Raw genomic sequence first — 14,605 nt, 5'->3', positions numbered from 1 at the left:
CACGCTAAATACTCCACGTGGAATATACGGCGCGGAACAGTCGGCTGACAAGGTAAGCCGCCCCGTGACGAGCCACACAATCGCCGGTCTCCGGTATCACGTTCCCTAGGCTCGGACCGGTACGCGACGAGAGGCCACCGAGGTATGAGTTCTCGATGGCCTCTCGATGTCGGATGCGACGTCTATCCCCCGCTTCCGGCAGTGCCCGCACTGCGCGGCGCGGGTCCCGGTAGGCGACTACGACTACAAGGAGTGCTTGTCCAACCAGGCGCGCGCGAGTTCGCCCGGCACGGCGCCTTCGTCCCGGACGCTCCGGATCATGGCCGCCAAGTCGTCGGTCGTCAGCTCACCCGCGACGTAGTTCAGCTTCTTGATCTGCCGCTGATCGAGCAGACCCTTGCGAAACAGCGGAAGCACGTTCTCGGCGCGCACGGCGTAGTCGTCGTCGGTCAGCACGGCCAATCCGTCGGTCGCGCCGGGCGCGAGCTCGGGAGGACCTTCGAGAAGACCGGCCTGCACCCGGCCCTCCAGCAGCGCTGCGCGCAGCGCGGCCGGATCGGGGAAGGTGACGACGCCCGCGAAGTCGCATCCGTCGACGCGATCGCGGCCGGCCGAGGGCAGCAGACCGGACGGAGAGGCCACGCCTGCGGTCAGCCCGCGGCACCGCGGCGCGAGATCACGCACCGAGCGCACCTTGTCCTGCGCCGCCACCTGCTCGCTGAGCAGCACCCGTGGCCGCAGATCGGCGCCGTCGGCGAGATCGGAGACCACCAGCCCTTCCGGCAGCACGGCGCTCACCGCGTTTGCCACGAACTTCGGCAGCCGATCCGTCGCGTGTTCGTCGAAGTGGGTCAGCAACGCGCCGGTGTGCTCGCCGACCACCTGCACCCGGTCCGCGTCGAGGGCGGCGAGGTAGTCCGTGCGGCTGCCCAGCCCAGGGGCGACTGCGGTCCGCGCGCCGGTGCGCGCCAGTGCTCCCGCATAGATTTCGGCCAGCACCGAGGACTCGATCGAGTCGCCCGCGCCGACGGTGATCGGCGGCCCCGGCTCAGCGTTCCCGCAGGAAGCGACCAGGGCGACGGAAGCGACGACCAGCAACCGAGCCAGCACCCGCTGTGACGCGGCCAACACCATGCGGCGACACCAACTCTCCGACGAATCGACACGGCCAACGGAAAAACCCGGAAGCGGGCAGTATGGACACCCAGAATGTACCGGCGGCCGCTCGGTGCCGAGACCGCGCCCGCCGTCCTGTCGGAAGGACTCTCGTGAAATCCACCCGCACCCCCCGTGCCGCCGTGCCGCGGCCCGCCGTGCGCGTCGCGCTGCGCGCGGCCCGCATTCTGGCCGCCGCGACGGCACTCGCCGTCGCGATGGCCCTGTCCGCTTGTGGCGATTCCGATCCACTCGCCACCGGCGGCAGCTGCTCGGGGGACGGGTTGATCGTGGGTTCGGCGAACTTCCCCGAGTCCGAGACCGTCGCCGACGTGTACGCGGAAGTGTTGCGCGCCAACGGCTTCAGTGTCGAGACCAAGCTGAACATCGGCAGTCGCGAAGCCTACGTTCCCGCCTTGCGGCAGTGCGCCATCTCGGTGATCCCCGACTACACCGGCAACCTGCTGCAATACCTGGACAAGACCGCCACCGCCACCAGCGCCGCGGACGTGCAGAGCGCGCTCGACAAGGCACTCGGCTCCGATCTCGCGATCGGCACGCCGGCGCCCGGTGCGGATTCGGACGCCGTCGTGGTCACCCGCGCCACCGCGCAGCGCTGGAACCTGCGCACGATCGCGGACCTGGCCGCCCACTCGGCCGAGGTGAAATTCGGTGCCCCCGCCGAATTCCAGGAGCGGGCAGGCGGCCTGCCCGGCCTGAAGAAGAACTACGGCCTGGACATCGCCGCGAACAGCTTCGTGCCGATCGCCGACGGCGGCGGTCCCGCCACGGTGCGCGCGCTGGTCGAGGGCCAGGTGACCGCGGCCAACGTCTTCACCACCTCGCCGGCCATCCCGCAGCACGACCTGGTGGTGCTCGAGGACCCGAAGCACAACTTCCCCGCGCAGAACGTGGTGCCGCTGCTCAACGCGAGCAAGAAGTCGGACAAGGCCCTCGCGGCGCTGAACGCGGTGTCGGCGCAGCTGACCACCGCCGAGCTGCTCGAGCTGAACGAGGCCGTCTCCGGCGCCGGAAAGATCGAGCCCAAGGCCGCCGCCGCGGCCTGGGTGGCCGCCAAGGGGCTGAACAAGCCGGTGGGCTAGAGGAGAGATTCGTTGTCCGATATCGAATTCTCCGGTATCAGCAAAACCTATCCGGACGGCACCCATGCCGTCACCGACCTGGATCTGCGGATCGAATCGGGGTCGTTCACCGTATTCGTCGGTCCATCCGGCTGCGGGAAGACGACCTCGATGCGGATGATCAACCGCATGATCGTCCCGAGTTCGGGGACGATCACCGTTGGCGGGCAGGATATCTCGACCGTCGATCCGGTCCGGCTGCGCCTCGGGATGGGATACGTCATCCAGAGCGGGGGCCTGCTTCCGCACCGGACGGTCGTCGACAACGTCGCGACCGTTCCGGTGCTGCGCGGTGATTCGCGCCGCGCCGCCCGTGCCGCCGCGCTCGAGGTGCTCGACCGGGTCGGCCTGGATCGCTCGCTGGCCCGGCGGTACCCGGCACAGCTGTCGGGTGGCCAGCAGCAACGCGTCGGCGTGGCCCGCGCGCTGGCCGCGGACCCGCCGATCCTGCTGATGGACGAGCCTTTCAGCGCCGTCGACCCGGTGGTGCGCGCCGAATTGCAGATCGAAATGCAGAGACTGCAAGCGGAATTGCGCAAGACCATCGTGTTCGTGACGCACGACATCGATGAGGCGATCACCCTCGGCGATCGGGTGGCGGTGTTCGGTCGCGGTGGGGTGCTCCAGCAGTACGCCCCGCCGCAGCGCGTGCTCGCTCAGCCCGCCACCGATTTCGTCGCCGACTTCGTCGGGCGGGACCGCGGTTACCGCGGGTTGTCCTTCCGGACCGCGAACCACGTTCCCCTGCACGAGATCCGAACGGCCGTGGCGGCGGAGGTGAAGGGGCTGCGGCTGGACGCGGGCGAGTGGGTGCTGGTGGTGGACGATTCGAACAAGCCGGCCGGCTGGATGGACGTCACCGGGGTCGAAGGCGTCCGCGCGGGCCGCGCGCTGGCCGACAGCATGGCTGCGGGCGGCTCCCTGTTCACCCCCGCCGGTGACCTGCGCCAGGCACTGGACGCCGCGATCTCCTCGCCCGCCGGAGTCGGCGTGGCCGTGGACGACGCGGGCGCCGTGCGTGGCGGCGTGCTGGCCACCGAGGTGCTCGAGCAGTTGGCCGGGCAGCGCGCGCGGGAGGACGCTGAACGCAACCGGCACTTCTTCGACGAACAGGTGCGCTGAACACCCATGCGCTATCTCGTCGACAACTTCCCGGAGATCATGGGATTCACCGCCACCCATCTCTACCTCGCGCTGGTGCCGCTGCTGCTGGCTTCGGTGATCGCGATTCCGGTCGGCGCGCTGGTACGGCGGGTGTCGTGGCTGCGCCGGGTCACCGTGATCGCCGCGAGCCTGGCCTACACCGTCCCGTCGCTGGCGCTGTTCGTGATCATCCCTCCGCTGGTGGGGATCTCGGCCATCGATCCGCTGAACGTGATCATCGCGCTCACCGTCTATTCCACGGCGCTGCTGGTGATCGCGGTCCCGGCGGCCCTCGATTCGGTGCCCGCCACGGTGCTCGACGCGGCCGACGCCGTCGGCTACGGCCCACTGCGTCGCACGCTCACCGTGGATATGCCGCTGGCCGTGCCGGTCTTCGTGTCCAGCCTGCGGGTGGTCGTGGTCACCAACATCGCGATGGTGTCGGTGGGCGCGCTGATCGGCGTCGGCGGGCTCGGCAAGCTGTTCACCCAGGGCTATCAGCGTGACTACCCGGACGAGATCATCGCGGGCGTCCTCGTGACGCTCGCGCTCGCGCTGGTCGCCGACCGGGTGGTGTACGCGCTCGGCCGCTGGTCGACGCCGTGGGTGCGCGCGGACGCCCGGACCGCGAAGGCGAAGGGAACCGCATCGTGAATCTGTTCCTCGACGCCTGGCACTACTTCGCCGACGGCGCCAACTGGAGCGGTCCGTCCGGCATCGGGACCCGCATCGTCCAGCACCTCTGGTACAGCTTTCTGACCGTCGCCGTCTCGGCGGTGATCGCGGTGCCGCTCGGCCTGATCATCGGCCACACCCGGCGCGGGGCGGCGGTGCTGGTCGGCTTCGCCAACGCCATGCGCGCGCTGCCGACCCTCGGCCTGCTGACCTTCCTGGTGCTGCTGCTCGGCCTCGGCCTGATCCCGCCGCTGCTCGCGCTGGTCACCGTCGGCATCCCACCGCTGCTCGCGGGCGCGTACGCCGGAATAGCCAACGTGCCCGCCGACGTCGTCGACGCCTCCCGGGCCATGGGCATGACCGAGCGGCAGATCCTGTTCCGGGTGGAGGTGCCCAACGCGCTGCCCATCCTGCTCACCGGTCTGCGCGGCGCGACATTGCAGGTGGTGGCCACCGCGACGATCGCGGCCTACGTCAACCTCGGCGGGTTGGGCCGCTACATCTTCGACGGCATCAGTCTCTACCGCTACGACCGGGTGCTGGTTGGCGCACTGCTGGTGGCGCTGCTGGCGATGCTGCTGGACGGATTGCTGGCATTCGCGGCGTGGGCGGGCACGCCGGGCACCGGCCGGTTACGCCGTTTACCCCCCGCGGTAGGCGCCGAGTTGCCGACCACCGACTGAGCCCGCTCCCACGAAAAGGGCGCCCCGTTCGCGATGAACGGAGCGCCCTTGCGATGCGGCGGATTGTTGCTACGCGACGCCCTCGGCGCGGGCGGCGGCCGCGACCGCTTCGGCGACGGCCGGGGCGACCCGCGGGTCCAGCGGGCTGGGAACGATCTTGTCCGGACCCAGCTCGTCGGCGACGACGCTGAGGATGGCGTCGGCGGCGGCGATCTTCATGCCCTCGGTGATCCGCCGGGCGCCCGCGTCCAGCGCTCCCTTGAAGACGCCGGGGAACGCCAGCACATTGTTGATCTGGTTCGGGAAGTCGCTGCGGCCGGTGGCCACGATCGCGGCGTACTTGCGCGCCACCTCCGGGTGGATCTCCGGGTCCGGGTTGGACATGGCGAACACGATCGACTCCGGCGCCATCGACGCGATGAGCTCTTCCGCGATCAGACCGGCGGACAGGCCGAGGAAAACGTCGGCGCCCGCCAGCGCCTCGGCCGCACCGCCGGTGAGGCCGCGCGGGTTGGTGCGGGTGGCCAGTTCGGCCTTCACCTCGTTGAGGTCGCCGCGCTCGGCGTTGACGATGCCCTTCGAATCGAGCACGGTCACGTCACGGACGCCGGCCGCGAGCAGAATGTTCGTGCACGCCACACCGGCGGCGCCCGCACCGGACACCACGACCTTCAGGCCCTCGATGCCGCGGCCCTGCACCTTGGCGGCGCCGTTGAGCGCCGCGAGCACCACGATGGCGGTGCCGTGCTGGTCGTCGTGCATCACCGGGCAGTCGAGCGCCTCGATGACGCGCTTCTCGATCTCGAAGCAGCGCGGCGCGGAGATGTCCTCCAGGTTCACCGCGCCGAAGCTGGGCCGCAGGCGGATCAGCGTCTCGACGATCGCGTCGACATCCTTGGTGTCCAACACGATCGGAATAGAATCCAGTCCGGCGAACTTCTTGAACAGCGCCGCCTTGCCCTCCATGACCGGCAGCGAGGCGCGCGGGCCGATGTCGCCGAGGCCGAGCACGGCGGTGCCGTCGCTGACCACGACCACCAGCCGATCGGTCCAGGTGTAGCGCTTGGCCAGCGCCTCGTCCTCGGCGATCGCGCGGCTGACCTGGGCGACGCCGGGGGTATAGGCGATCGAGAGGTCGCGCTGGGTCTCCAGGGGCGCACTGAGTTCGACCGAGAGCTTGCCGCCGAGATGTCCCGCGAAGATTTCGTCGTTTGTGATTTCGGACAGGCTTGCGGTGGAATTCGGTGCGTCAGTCACAGGTGACACGATTTCACTCCTGCTCGGGTCGGGCTAAACCGGGGGACGGTTACCACCGGGTAATGGGTATAAGTCGTTTCACTAGGCTCATCGAGCACGCTGACCGGTATGTTTCGAGGCGGCCGGGAGCGAGCGAACACGACTTGCCGGGATCTCGAAGGCGGGCGCGGCACTGATCCGCGAAACAGAAACCGGACGGGTGGGCCCGGACAGAACATGCGGTGCGATCTCGCGGGTCGCGACGGTACGTCGGCGAGGCGGAGACCTCCGTGATTCCCTCACCCGGCGGTGGCGGAGGCAAGGAATCCGACACATTCTGCCAGTCCGATGGGCCAGTTGCCAAACTGGTCACCCCCTGGGCCGTGTCGCGCTCCATCACCCAACGGTATGGGCCGGGAATTACCTTCAGGTAAGGGGAAACTCCCCGTTCACGAGCCCGGCCCGGTGAGTGATCGCACCGCTCGGGGCGCCGCCGGTGTGAGTGCGTCGCGGCTGCCGCAGCGCGTGCGCACGACGCCGTGGCCGCGGCTCATGCGACGATATCGCGAGCCTCGTCCGGCATTGTGCGGGGCGCGTCCGGACGCACCCACACGCTGCGCACGCCACCCGTCGTCAACCGCACCCGCCAAGTGTCGGACGCGCCGGGATGATCGGTCCTGCGGTGCATGCCGCGGCTCTCCGCGCGCAGCAACGCACTGTATTTCGTCCAGCGCGCCACGGCGAGCAGCGCCGCGGCCTGCCGGGCGCGCAGCAGTTCGGCACCGCTGCCGCCGAGGTCGAACTCCGCGCCCGGCCACATCCCGTCGAGCTCGCCGATGCTGTCGCGCAGGCTGCCCGCGCTGCGCCAATAGCTGCGCCGCAACGGCAAGGTGTGCTCCTGAACGAGGCCGACGACCGCCCGCGGATCGATCCGCGCCACGGCGTTGAGCCCGGCCCCAGGGACCTCGCGCACCGGAGCCCGATGATCCATCGTCCGGGCGAACTTCGCCGCGCCCGTGCCCGCCCAGAAGCCCGAGGCGATCGCCCACGCGCCGCCCAGCCCTCCGGATGCGCTCACCGCGCCGGTGATCGCCTCGCGGCTGACGACGTCGCCCGCGGCGAACAGGCCGGGAACAGTCGTGGCGCACTCCGGCCCGCTGACGCGCAGTCCCCCCGTGCCGCGCACGGTGCCCTCCAGTACGGCGCGCAGCGGCACCCGCTCGGCGCGGCCGACCAGGCCCTGGCGCGCGAGCCGGGCGCGGAGGGCGACCGGCACGTGGTCCAGCGCGGCGAAGACCCGCTGACCATCGGCGATGGCCGCGAGCGCGGCCGAGCGGTGCCCGGGCAGCTCAGCGCCGGATTCGTCGTAGAGCGGGGCGAACCGCAAGGCGAGACTCCGGAGCGCGGCCGGCTGCGCCGCCCCCGGCGGAATCAGGCTATAGGCGCAGGAGAACTCCATGCCGGACAGTTCGGCGCCCGCCTCCGCGGCGAGCAACAGACCGTCGCCGGTGTCCACGCCGGTGCCCGCGGCGCCGGACAGGAACGCGCAGCCCCCGGTGGCCACCACGACCGCGCCCGCACGCACGGTCCAGCGCGGGAAGCCGCCGCCGTCGCGTAGTCCGGTCGCGCCCGCCACCACGCCGTCGCGGTCGGTCAGCAACTGCAACGCCGGATGGTGATCGAGGACGCGCACCCCTGCCTCGCGCACCGCGCGGCGCATCCGCCGCAGGTAGCGCGCACCGTCGAGATAGATCCGCCGCCGGGCCGGACCCGCCGGATCACCGGCGAGGCGGTGGCCCCACCGCGCCAGTTGCTCGACCCGCTGCTCGGTCTCCTCGAGCACGCGGTGCATCCGATCCGGATCGCTCAGTCCGCCGCCGTGCGCGTGCCCGCGCCGCACCGCCTCGTCCCGGGCGGGCCCGGGCGGAAGGTGCCACAGCGAGATCGCGCCGTACGCGGTCGGCCCGCTCGACCCGCAGCGGGCCTTGTCGACGAGCACGACGGTGGCGCCCACCGCGGCGGCCGAGACGGCCGCCCAGGCACCGGCGGGACCACCGCCGATTACCAGTACATCCGTCTCGAATTCAGTCACAAAGAAAAATGTTCGGGCACAATTCATTCGCCCGCAACCAAAACAGCGGGGTCAGCTCCACCACTGAGTCCACAGCAATAATCCAGCAGCGAGGAAAACTGTCATGGATCCGGCGAAAGCGGCCACCCCGCGATGCCGATCCGCGTAGATCTGCGCCGCTGCGGCGACCATCGCGGCCGCCACGTGCCAGGCAACCGATTCGGCGCCGGGACCGGGGAACCCGCGCCGGTCGGCGAGGACGGCGGCGCCGACCACGATCAGCATGCCCACCACAGTCCCACCGGCGACCACGCCGCTGAGGCCACGCACGAATCTCACGAGGCGATCACCGGCACGCCGGAAGCCTTGCCGACCAACTTCTCGAATTGCGCGGGATCGGTCGTGAATTCGCCGAGCCGGATGGTCTTGTTGGTGCCGTGGTAGTCCGAGGAACCGGTGGTGAGCAGGCCGAGTTCGGCGGCGAGATCGGTGAGCAGCGCGCGGTCGGCCGCGGAGTGGTCGGGATGGTCGATCTCCAGGCCGCCGAGCCCGAGGACGGCCAGGTCACGGATGTCGTCGACGGCGAGCAGCCTGCCCCGCTTGCGGGCCCTGGTGTGGGCCAGGACGCTGACCCCGCCCGCGGTGGCGATCATCTGCACCGCGCGACGCAGCGGGGTGTCCGCCTTCTCCGCGTAGTAGCGGCCGTGCGGGGCGAGCAATTCGTCGAACGCGGCGTCCACGCTCGCCACCACACCGGCGGCGACCAGCGCGCGGGCCAGATGGGGGCGTCCGGCCGAAGGGCCCGCCGAAGCCAGCACCGCATCCGGGTCGATCGGCAGTCCGTCGGCCGCCATCCGCTCGGCCATGGCGCGCAGCCGTTCCACCCGTTCGGCGCGCAGTCGCTCGCGTTCCTCGGCGAACCCGCGATGGGTGGGGTCGAACAGGTACGCCAGCAAATGCACGGGTACCGGCCAGCCGTCCTCACCGAGGCCCACACACGACATCTCCATGCCGCGGACCAGCGTCATCCCCTTCGGCAGCGCGTCGGCCGCTTCCGCCCATCCGGCCGTGGTGTCGTGATCGGTGATCGCGACGACGTCCAGGCCCGCCGCGGCCGCGTTCCGCACGAGTTCGGCCGGTGTGTCGGTGCCGTCGGACGCGGTGGAGTGGGTATGCAGGTCGATGAGCACGCCTTCAAGTCTTACAGTGCGGCGGCATCCTCCCGCACGCGCAGGCGATCATCCGGCAGCCTGCGGCGACGTAGCATCGTCACCGTGCCGTCCTTTTCCCCGCTTTCGTCACTCCGTGGATCCGGCCGATCACCAGCACAGCCCGAGCAGCGGTTCATCCCGGTGCCGACGGCGCAGGCGATCGTCGACTGCGCGGTGTACGTGGACGGCGAACGCCTGCCCGGCCGGTTCACCCACAAGGCGGCACTCGCGCGCGCCCGCGAGGAGGAGAACGGATTCGTCTGGGTCGGCCTGCACGATCCGGACGCCACGCAGATGGCCGACATCGCCGAGACGTTCGGGTTGCACCAGCTGGCCACCGAACACGCCTTGCAACGCCATCAGCGGCCGAAGCTGGAACGCTACGACGATTCGCTGCTGCTGGTACTGCGCACGGTCAGCTACGTCCCGCACGAAATCGACAGCGTGAGCGAGATCGTGGAGACCGGCGAGATCATCGTGTTCACCGGTCCGGATTTCGTGGTCGCCGTCCGGCACGGGGAACATTCGGGGCTGGCGGAGGTCCGCAAGGCCCTGGAGGAGGACCCCGCGCAGCTGGCATTGGGTCCCGGCGCGGTCCTGCACGCGATCGCCGACCGGGTGGTGGACTCCTACATCGAAGTGGCCCAGTCCGTCGAGAACGACATCGACGAGATGGAAGAGGAGATCTTCACCCCGCGCAGCAAGGTCACCGTGGAGTCGATCTATCAGCTCAAGCGCGAGGTGGTCGAGCTGCGGCGCGCGGTGAATCCGCTGGCCGCCCCGCTGGAGCTGCTCAGCCACAAACCGGATCTGCCGGTGCCCAAGGAGGTCCGGCGCTATCTGCGCGACGTCGCCGAGCATCACGCCGCCGTGGCGGAACGGATCAATGACTTCGACGAGGCGCTCAGCGCCCTGATCAGCGCCGCGCTGGCCCGGATCGGCGTGCAGCAGAACACCGACATGCGCAAGATCTCGGCGTGGGTGGCGATCGCGGCCGTGCCGACGATGATCGCGGGCATCTACGGGATGAACTTCGATCACATGCCCGAGCTGCACCAGGTCTGGGGTTATCCCGTGGTCTGGGCGCTCATCCTCGGCATCTGCACCGGCCTGTTCTTCACCTTCCGCCGCAACAAGTGGCTCTAGCCGGGCGGATCACAAGCTGGCGGCGCCGCGCCTCGGGTCGCGCACGTCGATCCCGGCCTCCTGCCACGCGTCCCGCAACGCCTGCGCACCCCGGACCCGCACCCATGCCGCCTCGGTCGCGGTCACCGGCGTCACCGCGAAATACCGCACCGGCTCGGCCGGGTCGGGCAGCGGCACCGCCGGAATGTCGCTGTCGCCGAGCAGCGCCGCGGTGAACGGCGCGTCGCGCCACATCGGCTCACCCAGATCCAGCAACGCGTCCGCCTGCAGCACAACGCCTTCCACGACCGGCGCGGCGGCGAGCACACCGAGCGACTTGGCCAGGCCCGAGCTCGCGCCGACCCCCGACCGCAACGTCAGCGCCAGTTCCGCGCGCGGCCCGCGCACCGGATCGGCGTGCACCGCCGCGGGATCGCCCATCGGATGCCTGCTGCCGCCCAACGTCACGTAGTGCACCAGATCGCCCTCGACGATGCGCAGGATCTCGATCGGCTCCAAACCGAGGAAAGTGACCGACGCGGCGTCGACCTGCGCGGCGTCCACGCCGAAATGGCCCAGCACCTCGGTGCGGACCGTCTCCAGCACTTCCATGCGTCAGATCGCCAGCCGCGCGAGCATGTCCCGCGCCTGCTCGGCCGACTTCGGATCGCACAGCACGTCGTAGCGGCCCGCCACCAGTTGCATGGTGGAGGCGAAATCGCGCTGGCCCCGGGTCGCCGCGTACGGAATCGAGGTCGAGATGACACCGAAGATGACGCCGCCGACCAAGCCGACCAGCAGCGGACCCAGCGCGCCGCTGGTGGTGAACAGGCTGAGCAGCAGACCGAGGAACAGGCCGAGCCAGGCGCCCGACACCACGCCGCCGCCGATCACCTTGCCCCAGGTCAGCCGATAGAGGACCCGCTCTACCTGCATCAAGTCGACGCCGACGATGGTCACGTCCTGCACTGGGAACTGATTGTCGGCCAGATAGTCGACCGCCTTCTGCGCCTCGACATAGGTCGGATACGAGCCGACCGGCCAGCCCGACGGCGGCGTCGGGAGGCCCTGCCGCGCGCGGCTCGAGTTCCCCAAGGGATTCGTCATAGTTCCATTCTGCTATTCCGGCGCATCCTGCGGTGGTGTGAAACGCGTGGTGCGCGTCATTCCGGCGGCGCGGCCCTTTTCCGCGATCACCTGAGCCATTTTGGCGCTGGCCTCGTCGATCATCTCGTCGCCGAGCATCACCGCGCCGCGGGCGCCGCCCGCCGCCGAGGTGTGAAAGGCGTAGGCGTCGAGGATCTCCTCGGCGCGGTCGTAGTCCGCTTGGCGCGGGCTGAAGATCTCGTTCGCCGCCTCGATCTGGCCGGGGTGCAGCACCCACTTGCCGTCGAATCCCAGCGCGGCCGTGCGCGCGGCGGCCCGCCGGAAGCCATCGACATCCCGGATCTGCAGGTACGGGCCGTCGATCGCCTGCAGGCCGTGGGCGCGGGCGGCGAGCAGGATGGTCATCAGGATGTGGTGGTAGGCGTCGCCGGTGTCGTAGCCCTCGGGCTGTTCGCCGACCACCAGGGTCCGCATGTTGATGCTGGCCATGAAGTCCGCCGGTCCGAAGACCAGGGTCTGCACCCGCGGGCTCGCGGTGGCGATGGCGTCGATGTTGCGCAACCCCAGCGCGTTCTCGATCTGCGGCTCGATACCGATCCGGCCGACGTCAAGGCCACAGGTCTTCTCCAGCTGGGTCAGCAGCAGATCCAGCGCGCGCACCTGGCCCGCGTCGGTCACCTTGGGCAGCAGGATCGCGTCCAGCGCCGCGCCCGCGCCCTCGACGACGGAAATGACGTCGGCATAGGTCCATTCGGTGGTCCAGTCGTTGACCCGGACCACACGCAGTTGCGTTCCCCACCCGGAGTCGTTCAGCGCCGCGACGATGTTCGCCCGCGCCTCGGCCTTCGCGACGGGGGCGACCGCGTCCTCCAGATCGAGAAACACCTCGTCGACGGGCAAGGTCTTGGCTTTCTCGATCATCTTCGTATTGCTGCCCGGGCAGGCGAGCACCGAACGGCGCGGCTTCATGATCACTCCCGTCGATCGTGGCGGGGTGCGAACACCCGCCCGCGAACATCTAGCCTGGCAGCATGGCAGCTACCAGGGTGTACGTCGCCAGGCTGGCCGGTTTGGCGGTGCTGGGACCGGACGGCGAGTCTATCGGCCGCATTCGTGACGTCGTCGTGGCCGTCCGCTCCGACCGCCAGCAGCCCCGCGTACACGGATTGGTCGTCGAATTGCCCACCCGGCGGCGTATTTTCGTGCCGATCCTGCGGATCACGGCGATCGAACCCGGCGTGGTCACGCTGAACACCGGAACGGTCAGCCTGCGACGGTTCACCCAGCGACCGGGCGAGATGCTCGCGCTGGCGCAGATCGTCGATTCGGTGGTGCGGGTCGAGGACCCGGATCTGCCGGATCTGGCGGGCGTGGACGTCCACGTGGCCGATCTCGGCATCGAGCAGACCCGTTCCAGGGACTGGCTGGTCAGCCGGGTCGCGGTGCGCGGGCATCGGCGGCTCGGCCGCAGGCGCACGGTGCACGTGGTGGACTGGACCAGAGTGTCCGGCCTGACGCCCTACGAGATCGGCAGGCCCGGACAGGACGTGACGCAACTGCTCGAAGGGTTCGAGGGCATGCGCGCGGCGGACGTGGCGCAGCAGCTGCGGGAGTTGCCGGAGAAACGGCGGATCGAGGTGGCCGTCGCACTGGACGACGAACGTCTGGCCGACGTGGTGCAGGAGCTGCCCGACGACGAGCAGGTCGACCTGCTCGGTCATCTCGAGGTGCGCAGGGCCGCCGACGTGCTGGAGGCGATGGACCCCGACGACGCCGCCGACCTGCTGGGCGAGCTGCCCGAGGGCGAGGCCGAATCGTTGCTCGCCCTGATGGACCCACAGGAGTCCGAGCCGGTGCGCAGGCTGCTCGAGCACTCCCCCTACAGCGCGGGCGGTCTGATGACGCCGAAACCGATCATCCTGACGCCGTCCACGACGGTGGCCGAAGCGCTGGCGCGGGTGCGTAACCCGGACCTGACCCCCGCGCTGGCCTCGATGGTGTTCGTGGTCCGTCCGCCCACCGCGACGCCCACCGGCCGCTACCTGGGTTCGGTGCACATCCAGCAGTTGCTGCGCGAACCTCCCGCCCACCTCGTGGGCGGCATCCTCGACACCGACCTCGCGCCGTTGCGCCCCGACCTCCCGTTGGCCGCCGTGACGCGGTATTTCGCGACCTACAACCTGGTCTGCGGACCGGTGGTGGACGAGGAGAACCACTTGCTGGGCGCGGTCAGTGTCGACGACGTCCTGGACCATCTGCTGCCCGAGGACTGGCGCGACCAGGAAGAGACCGATGAGCGGGGTGGAGCGTGACCGCGCGGAGCTTCACACCCGCCCGAAAGGACAGACCGTGAGCGAGAACGACCCGGGCGTGCGGCTCGGTCACAGCAGGGCCCGCCAGCGGCTGGAGACGCCGGTGGAGAGCCGGTTCCGGCTGGAGTGGGACGCCGAGGCCCTGGCCCGCAGCAGCGAGCGGGTGGCGCGATTTTTGGGGACCGGTCGGTATCTCGCGGTGCAGACGATCGTGGTGCTCGTTTGGATCGCGTTGAACGTCTTCGTGGTTGCGTTGCGCTGGGATCCGTACCCGTTCATCCTGCTGAATCTGGCGTTCTCCACCCAGGCCGCCTACGCGGCGCCGCTGATCCTGCTGGCGCAGAACCGGCAGGACAACCGCGACCGGGTCGCCTTGGAGGAGGACCGGGTGCGGGCCGCGCAGACCAAGGCGGACACCGAGTTTCTGGCCCGCGAACTCGCAGCCCTGCGCATCGCGGTCGGCGAAGTGGCCACCCGTGATTATCTGCGCCGGGAATTGGATGAGCTGAAAGGGATTCTGGACCGGATGGAGCCCGGGGAATCCCCTGATCACGAGATCCGCTCGGAAAGCGCGGGAAAGGGCGGGCGCAAGAAAAGCTCCGGCCGAAAGCCCGCTCCGGCATCGGTTTCACCGTCGGTAACCGATGATCAACCAGAAATGCCGAATAAGGACCTGACCGGTGGGTAACCTGGACAACGTTGTCCAGAGCGGCCAGGGCAGGGGATGTCCCGGACAGCCGCTCCC

15 protein-coding genes are annotated in these 14,605 nt (G+C 69.8%); 7 read left to right on the top strand and 8 right to left on the bottom strand.

The window, feature by feature from the left end:
* Positions 1–243 precede the first annotated feature (243 nt).
* Positions 244–1,134 carry a glycine betaine ABC transporter substrate-binding protein gene (locus NNI01S_RS21935; RefSeq protein WP_063022014.1) on the bottom strand — a complete coding sequence of 297 codons (891 nt, stop codon included), beginning with the start codon at positions 1,132–1,134 and terminating at the stop codon, positions 244–246.
* Between the two features lie 239 nt (positions 1,135–1,373).
* On the opposite strand from NNI01S_RS21935, the gene NNI01S_RS21930 reads away from it, so the two are divergent.
* The 4 genes from NNI01S_RS21930 to NNI01S_RS21915 are packed head-to-tail and all read left to right on the top strand — an operon-like array spanning position 1,374 to position 4,798.
* Positions 1,374–2,258, top strand: a complete 885-nt coding sequence (locus tag NNI01S_RS21930; protein ID WP_157114924.1) for an ABC transporter substrate-binding protein — start codon at positions 1,374–1,376, stop codon at positions 2,256–2,258.
* Between the two features lie 12 nt (positions 2,259–2,270).
* The gene (locus NNI01S_RS21925) at positions 2,271–3,419 is read left to right on the top strand and encodes an ABC transporter ATP-binding protein (protein ID WP_063022013.1); all 1,149 of its coding nucleotides are present in this window, start codon (positions 2,271–2,273) and stop codon (positions 3,417–3,419) included.
* Between the two features lie 6 nt (positions 3,420–3,425).
* Positions 3,426–4,094 (top strand): ABC transporter permease, encoded by a 669-nt coding sequence (locus NNI01S_RS21920; RefSeq protein ID WP_063022012.1) that lies wholly within the window; start codon positions 3,426–3,428, stop codon positions 4,092–4,094.
* Positions 4,091–4,798 (top strand): ABC transporter permease, encoded by a 708-nt coding sequence (locus NNI01S_RS21915; protein WP_063022152.1) that lies wholly within the window; start codon positions 4,091–4,093, stop codon positions 4,796–4,798. Before NNI01S_RS21920 ends, NNI01S_RS21915 begins: the two co-directional genes overlap by 4 nt.
* 69 nt (positions 4,799–4,867) lie before the next feature.
* On the opposite strand, the gene NNI01S_RS21910 is transcribed toward NNI01S_RS21915, so the two are convergent.
* The 4 genes from NNI01S_RS21910 to NNI01S_RS21895 form a co-directional block, all read right to left on the bottom strand.
* Positions 4,868–6,064 carry an NAD(P)-dependent malic enzyme gene (locus tag NNI01S_RS21910; RefSeq protein WP_063022011.1) on the bottom strand — a complete coding sequence of 399 codons (1,197 nt, stop codon included), beginning with the start codon at positions 6,062–6,064 and terminating at the stop codon, positions 4,868–4,870.
* Between the two features lie 520 nt (positions 6,065–6,584).
* On the bottom strand, positions 6,585–8,126 hold the full coding sequence (locus NNI01S_RS21905) for an FAD-dependent oxidoreductase (RefSeq protein WP_245676322.1): 1,542 nt from the start codon (positions 8,124–8,126) through the stop codon (positions 6,585–6,587).
* Positions 8,127–8,177: 51 nt separating this feature from the next.
* Positions 8,178–8,444: a hypothetical protein gene (locus tag NNI01S_RS21900; protein WP_084489158.1), complete on the bottom strand. Its 267-nt coding sequence runs from the start codon at positions 8,442–8,444 to the stop codon at positions 8,178–8,180.
* Complete coding sequence (locus NNI01S_RS21895) at positions 8,441–9,295, bottom strand: PHP domain-containing protein (protein ID WP_063022008.1); 855 nt, start codon at positions 9,293–9,295, stop codon at positions 8,441–8,443. The genes NNI01S_RS21900 and NNI01S_RS21895 overlap by 4 nt, the downstream gene beginning before the upstream one ends.
* Before the next feature lie 84 nt (positions 9,296–9,379).
* Between NNI01S_RS21895 and NNI01S_RS21890 the strand changes: the two genes are divergently transcribed.
* Positions 9,380–10,462 carry a magnesium and cobalt transport protein CorA gene (locus NNI01S_RS21890; RefSeq protein WP_063022007.1) on the top strand — a complete coding sequence of 361 codons (1,083 nt, stop codon included), beginning with the start codon at positions 9,380–9,382 and terminating at the stop codon, positions 10,460–10,462.
* A gap of 9 nt (positions 10,463–10,471) precedes the next feature.
* Here the strand turns inward: NNI01S_RS21890 and NNI01S_RS21885 are convergent, their stop codons facing one another.
* Genes NNI01S_RS21885 through NNI01S_RS21875 form a run of 3 tightly spaced genes read right to left on the bottom strand, consistent with a single transcriptional unit; the run spans position 10,472 to position 12,517 of the window.
* Entirely contained in the window at positions 10,472–11,053 is a 582-nt protein-coding gene (locus NNI01S_RS21885) for a suppressor of fused domain protein (RefSeq protein WP_084489157.1), read from the bottom strand.
* Positions 11,054–11,056: 3 nt separating this feature from the next.
* On the bottom strand, positions 11,057–11,548 hold the full coding sequence (locus NNI01S_RS21880; RefSeq protein ID WP_063022006.1) for a YflT domain-containing protein: 492 nt from the start codon (positions 11,546–11,548) through the stop codon (positions 11,057–11,059).
* A 12-nt stretch (positions 11,549–11,560) separates the two neighbouring features.
* Entirely contained in the window at positions 11,561–12,517 is a 957-nt protein-coding gene (locus NNI01S_RS21875) for an HpcH/HpaI aldolase/citrate lyase family protein (RefSeq protein ID WP_063022150.1), read from the bottom strand.
* Between the two features lie 62 nt (positions 12,518–12,579).
* Here NNI01S_RS21875 and NNI01S_RS21870 point away from each other — a divergent pair, with 62 nt between their 5' ends.
* On the top strand, positions 12,580–13,860 hold the full coding sequence (locus NNI01S_RS21870; protein ID WP_063022005.1) for a magnesium transporter MgtE N-terminal domain-containing protein: 1,281 nt from the start codon (positions 12,580–12,582) through the stop codon (positions 13,858–13,860).
* 37 nt (positions 13,861–13,897) lie between these two features.
* The gene (locus tag NNI01S_RS21865) at positions 13,898–14,548 is read left to right on the top strand and encodes a DUF1003 domain-containing protein (RefSeq protein WP_435825514.1); all 651 of its coding nucleotides are present in this window, start codon (positions 13,898–13,900) and stop codon (positions 14,546–14,548) included.
* The last annotated feature ends 57 nt before the right edge of the window (positions 14,549–14,605 follow it).

The sequence above is a fragment of the Nocardia niwae NBRC 108934 = DSM 45340 genome (assembly GCF_001613465.1).
Lineage (GTDB): Bacteria > Actinomycetota > Actinomycetes > Mycobacteriales > Mycobacteriaceae > Nocardia > Nocardia niwae.
Note: the sequence above shows the minus strand (reverse complement) of the source record. Positions and strands in the feature narration are given on the sequence as shown.

What these genes read in the sequence shown, in the direction of transcription:
- NNI01S_RS21935 (WP_063022014.1), bottom strand. Translation starts at nt 1,134, where the DNA reads ATGGTGTTGGCCGCGTCACAGCGGGTGCTGGCTCGGTTGCTGGTCGTC.
- NNI01S_RS21930 (WP_157114924.1), top strand. Translation starts at nt 1,374, where the DNA reads ATGGCCCTGTCCGCTTGTGGCGATTCCGATCCACTCGCCACCGGCGGC.
- NNI01S_RS21920 (WP_063022012.1), top strand. Translation starts at nt 3,426, where the DNA reads ATGCGCTATCTCGTCGACAACTTCCCGGAGATCATGGGATTCACCGCC.
- NNI01S_RS21885 (WP_084489157.1), bottom strand. Translation starts at nt 11,053, where the DNA reads ATGGAAGTGCTGGAGACGGTCCGCACCGAGGTGCTGGGCCATTTCGGC.
- NNI01S_RS21880 (WP_063022006.1), bottom strand. Translation starts at nt 11,548, where the DNA reads ATGACGAATCCCTTGGGGAACTCGAGCCGCGCGCGGCAGGGCCTCCCG.
- NNI01S_RS21875 (WP_063022150.1), bottom strand. Translation starts at nt 12,517, where the DNA reads ATGAAGCCGCGCCGTTCGGTGCTCGCCTGCCCGGGCAGCAATACGAAG.
- NNI01S_RS21870 (WP_063022005.1), top strand. Translation starts at nt 12,580, where the DNA reads ATGGCAGCTACCAGGGTGTACGTCGCCAGGCTGGCCGGTTTGGCGGTG.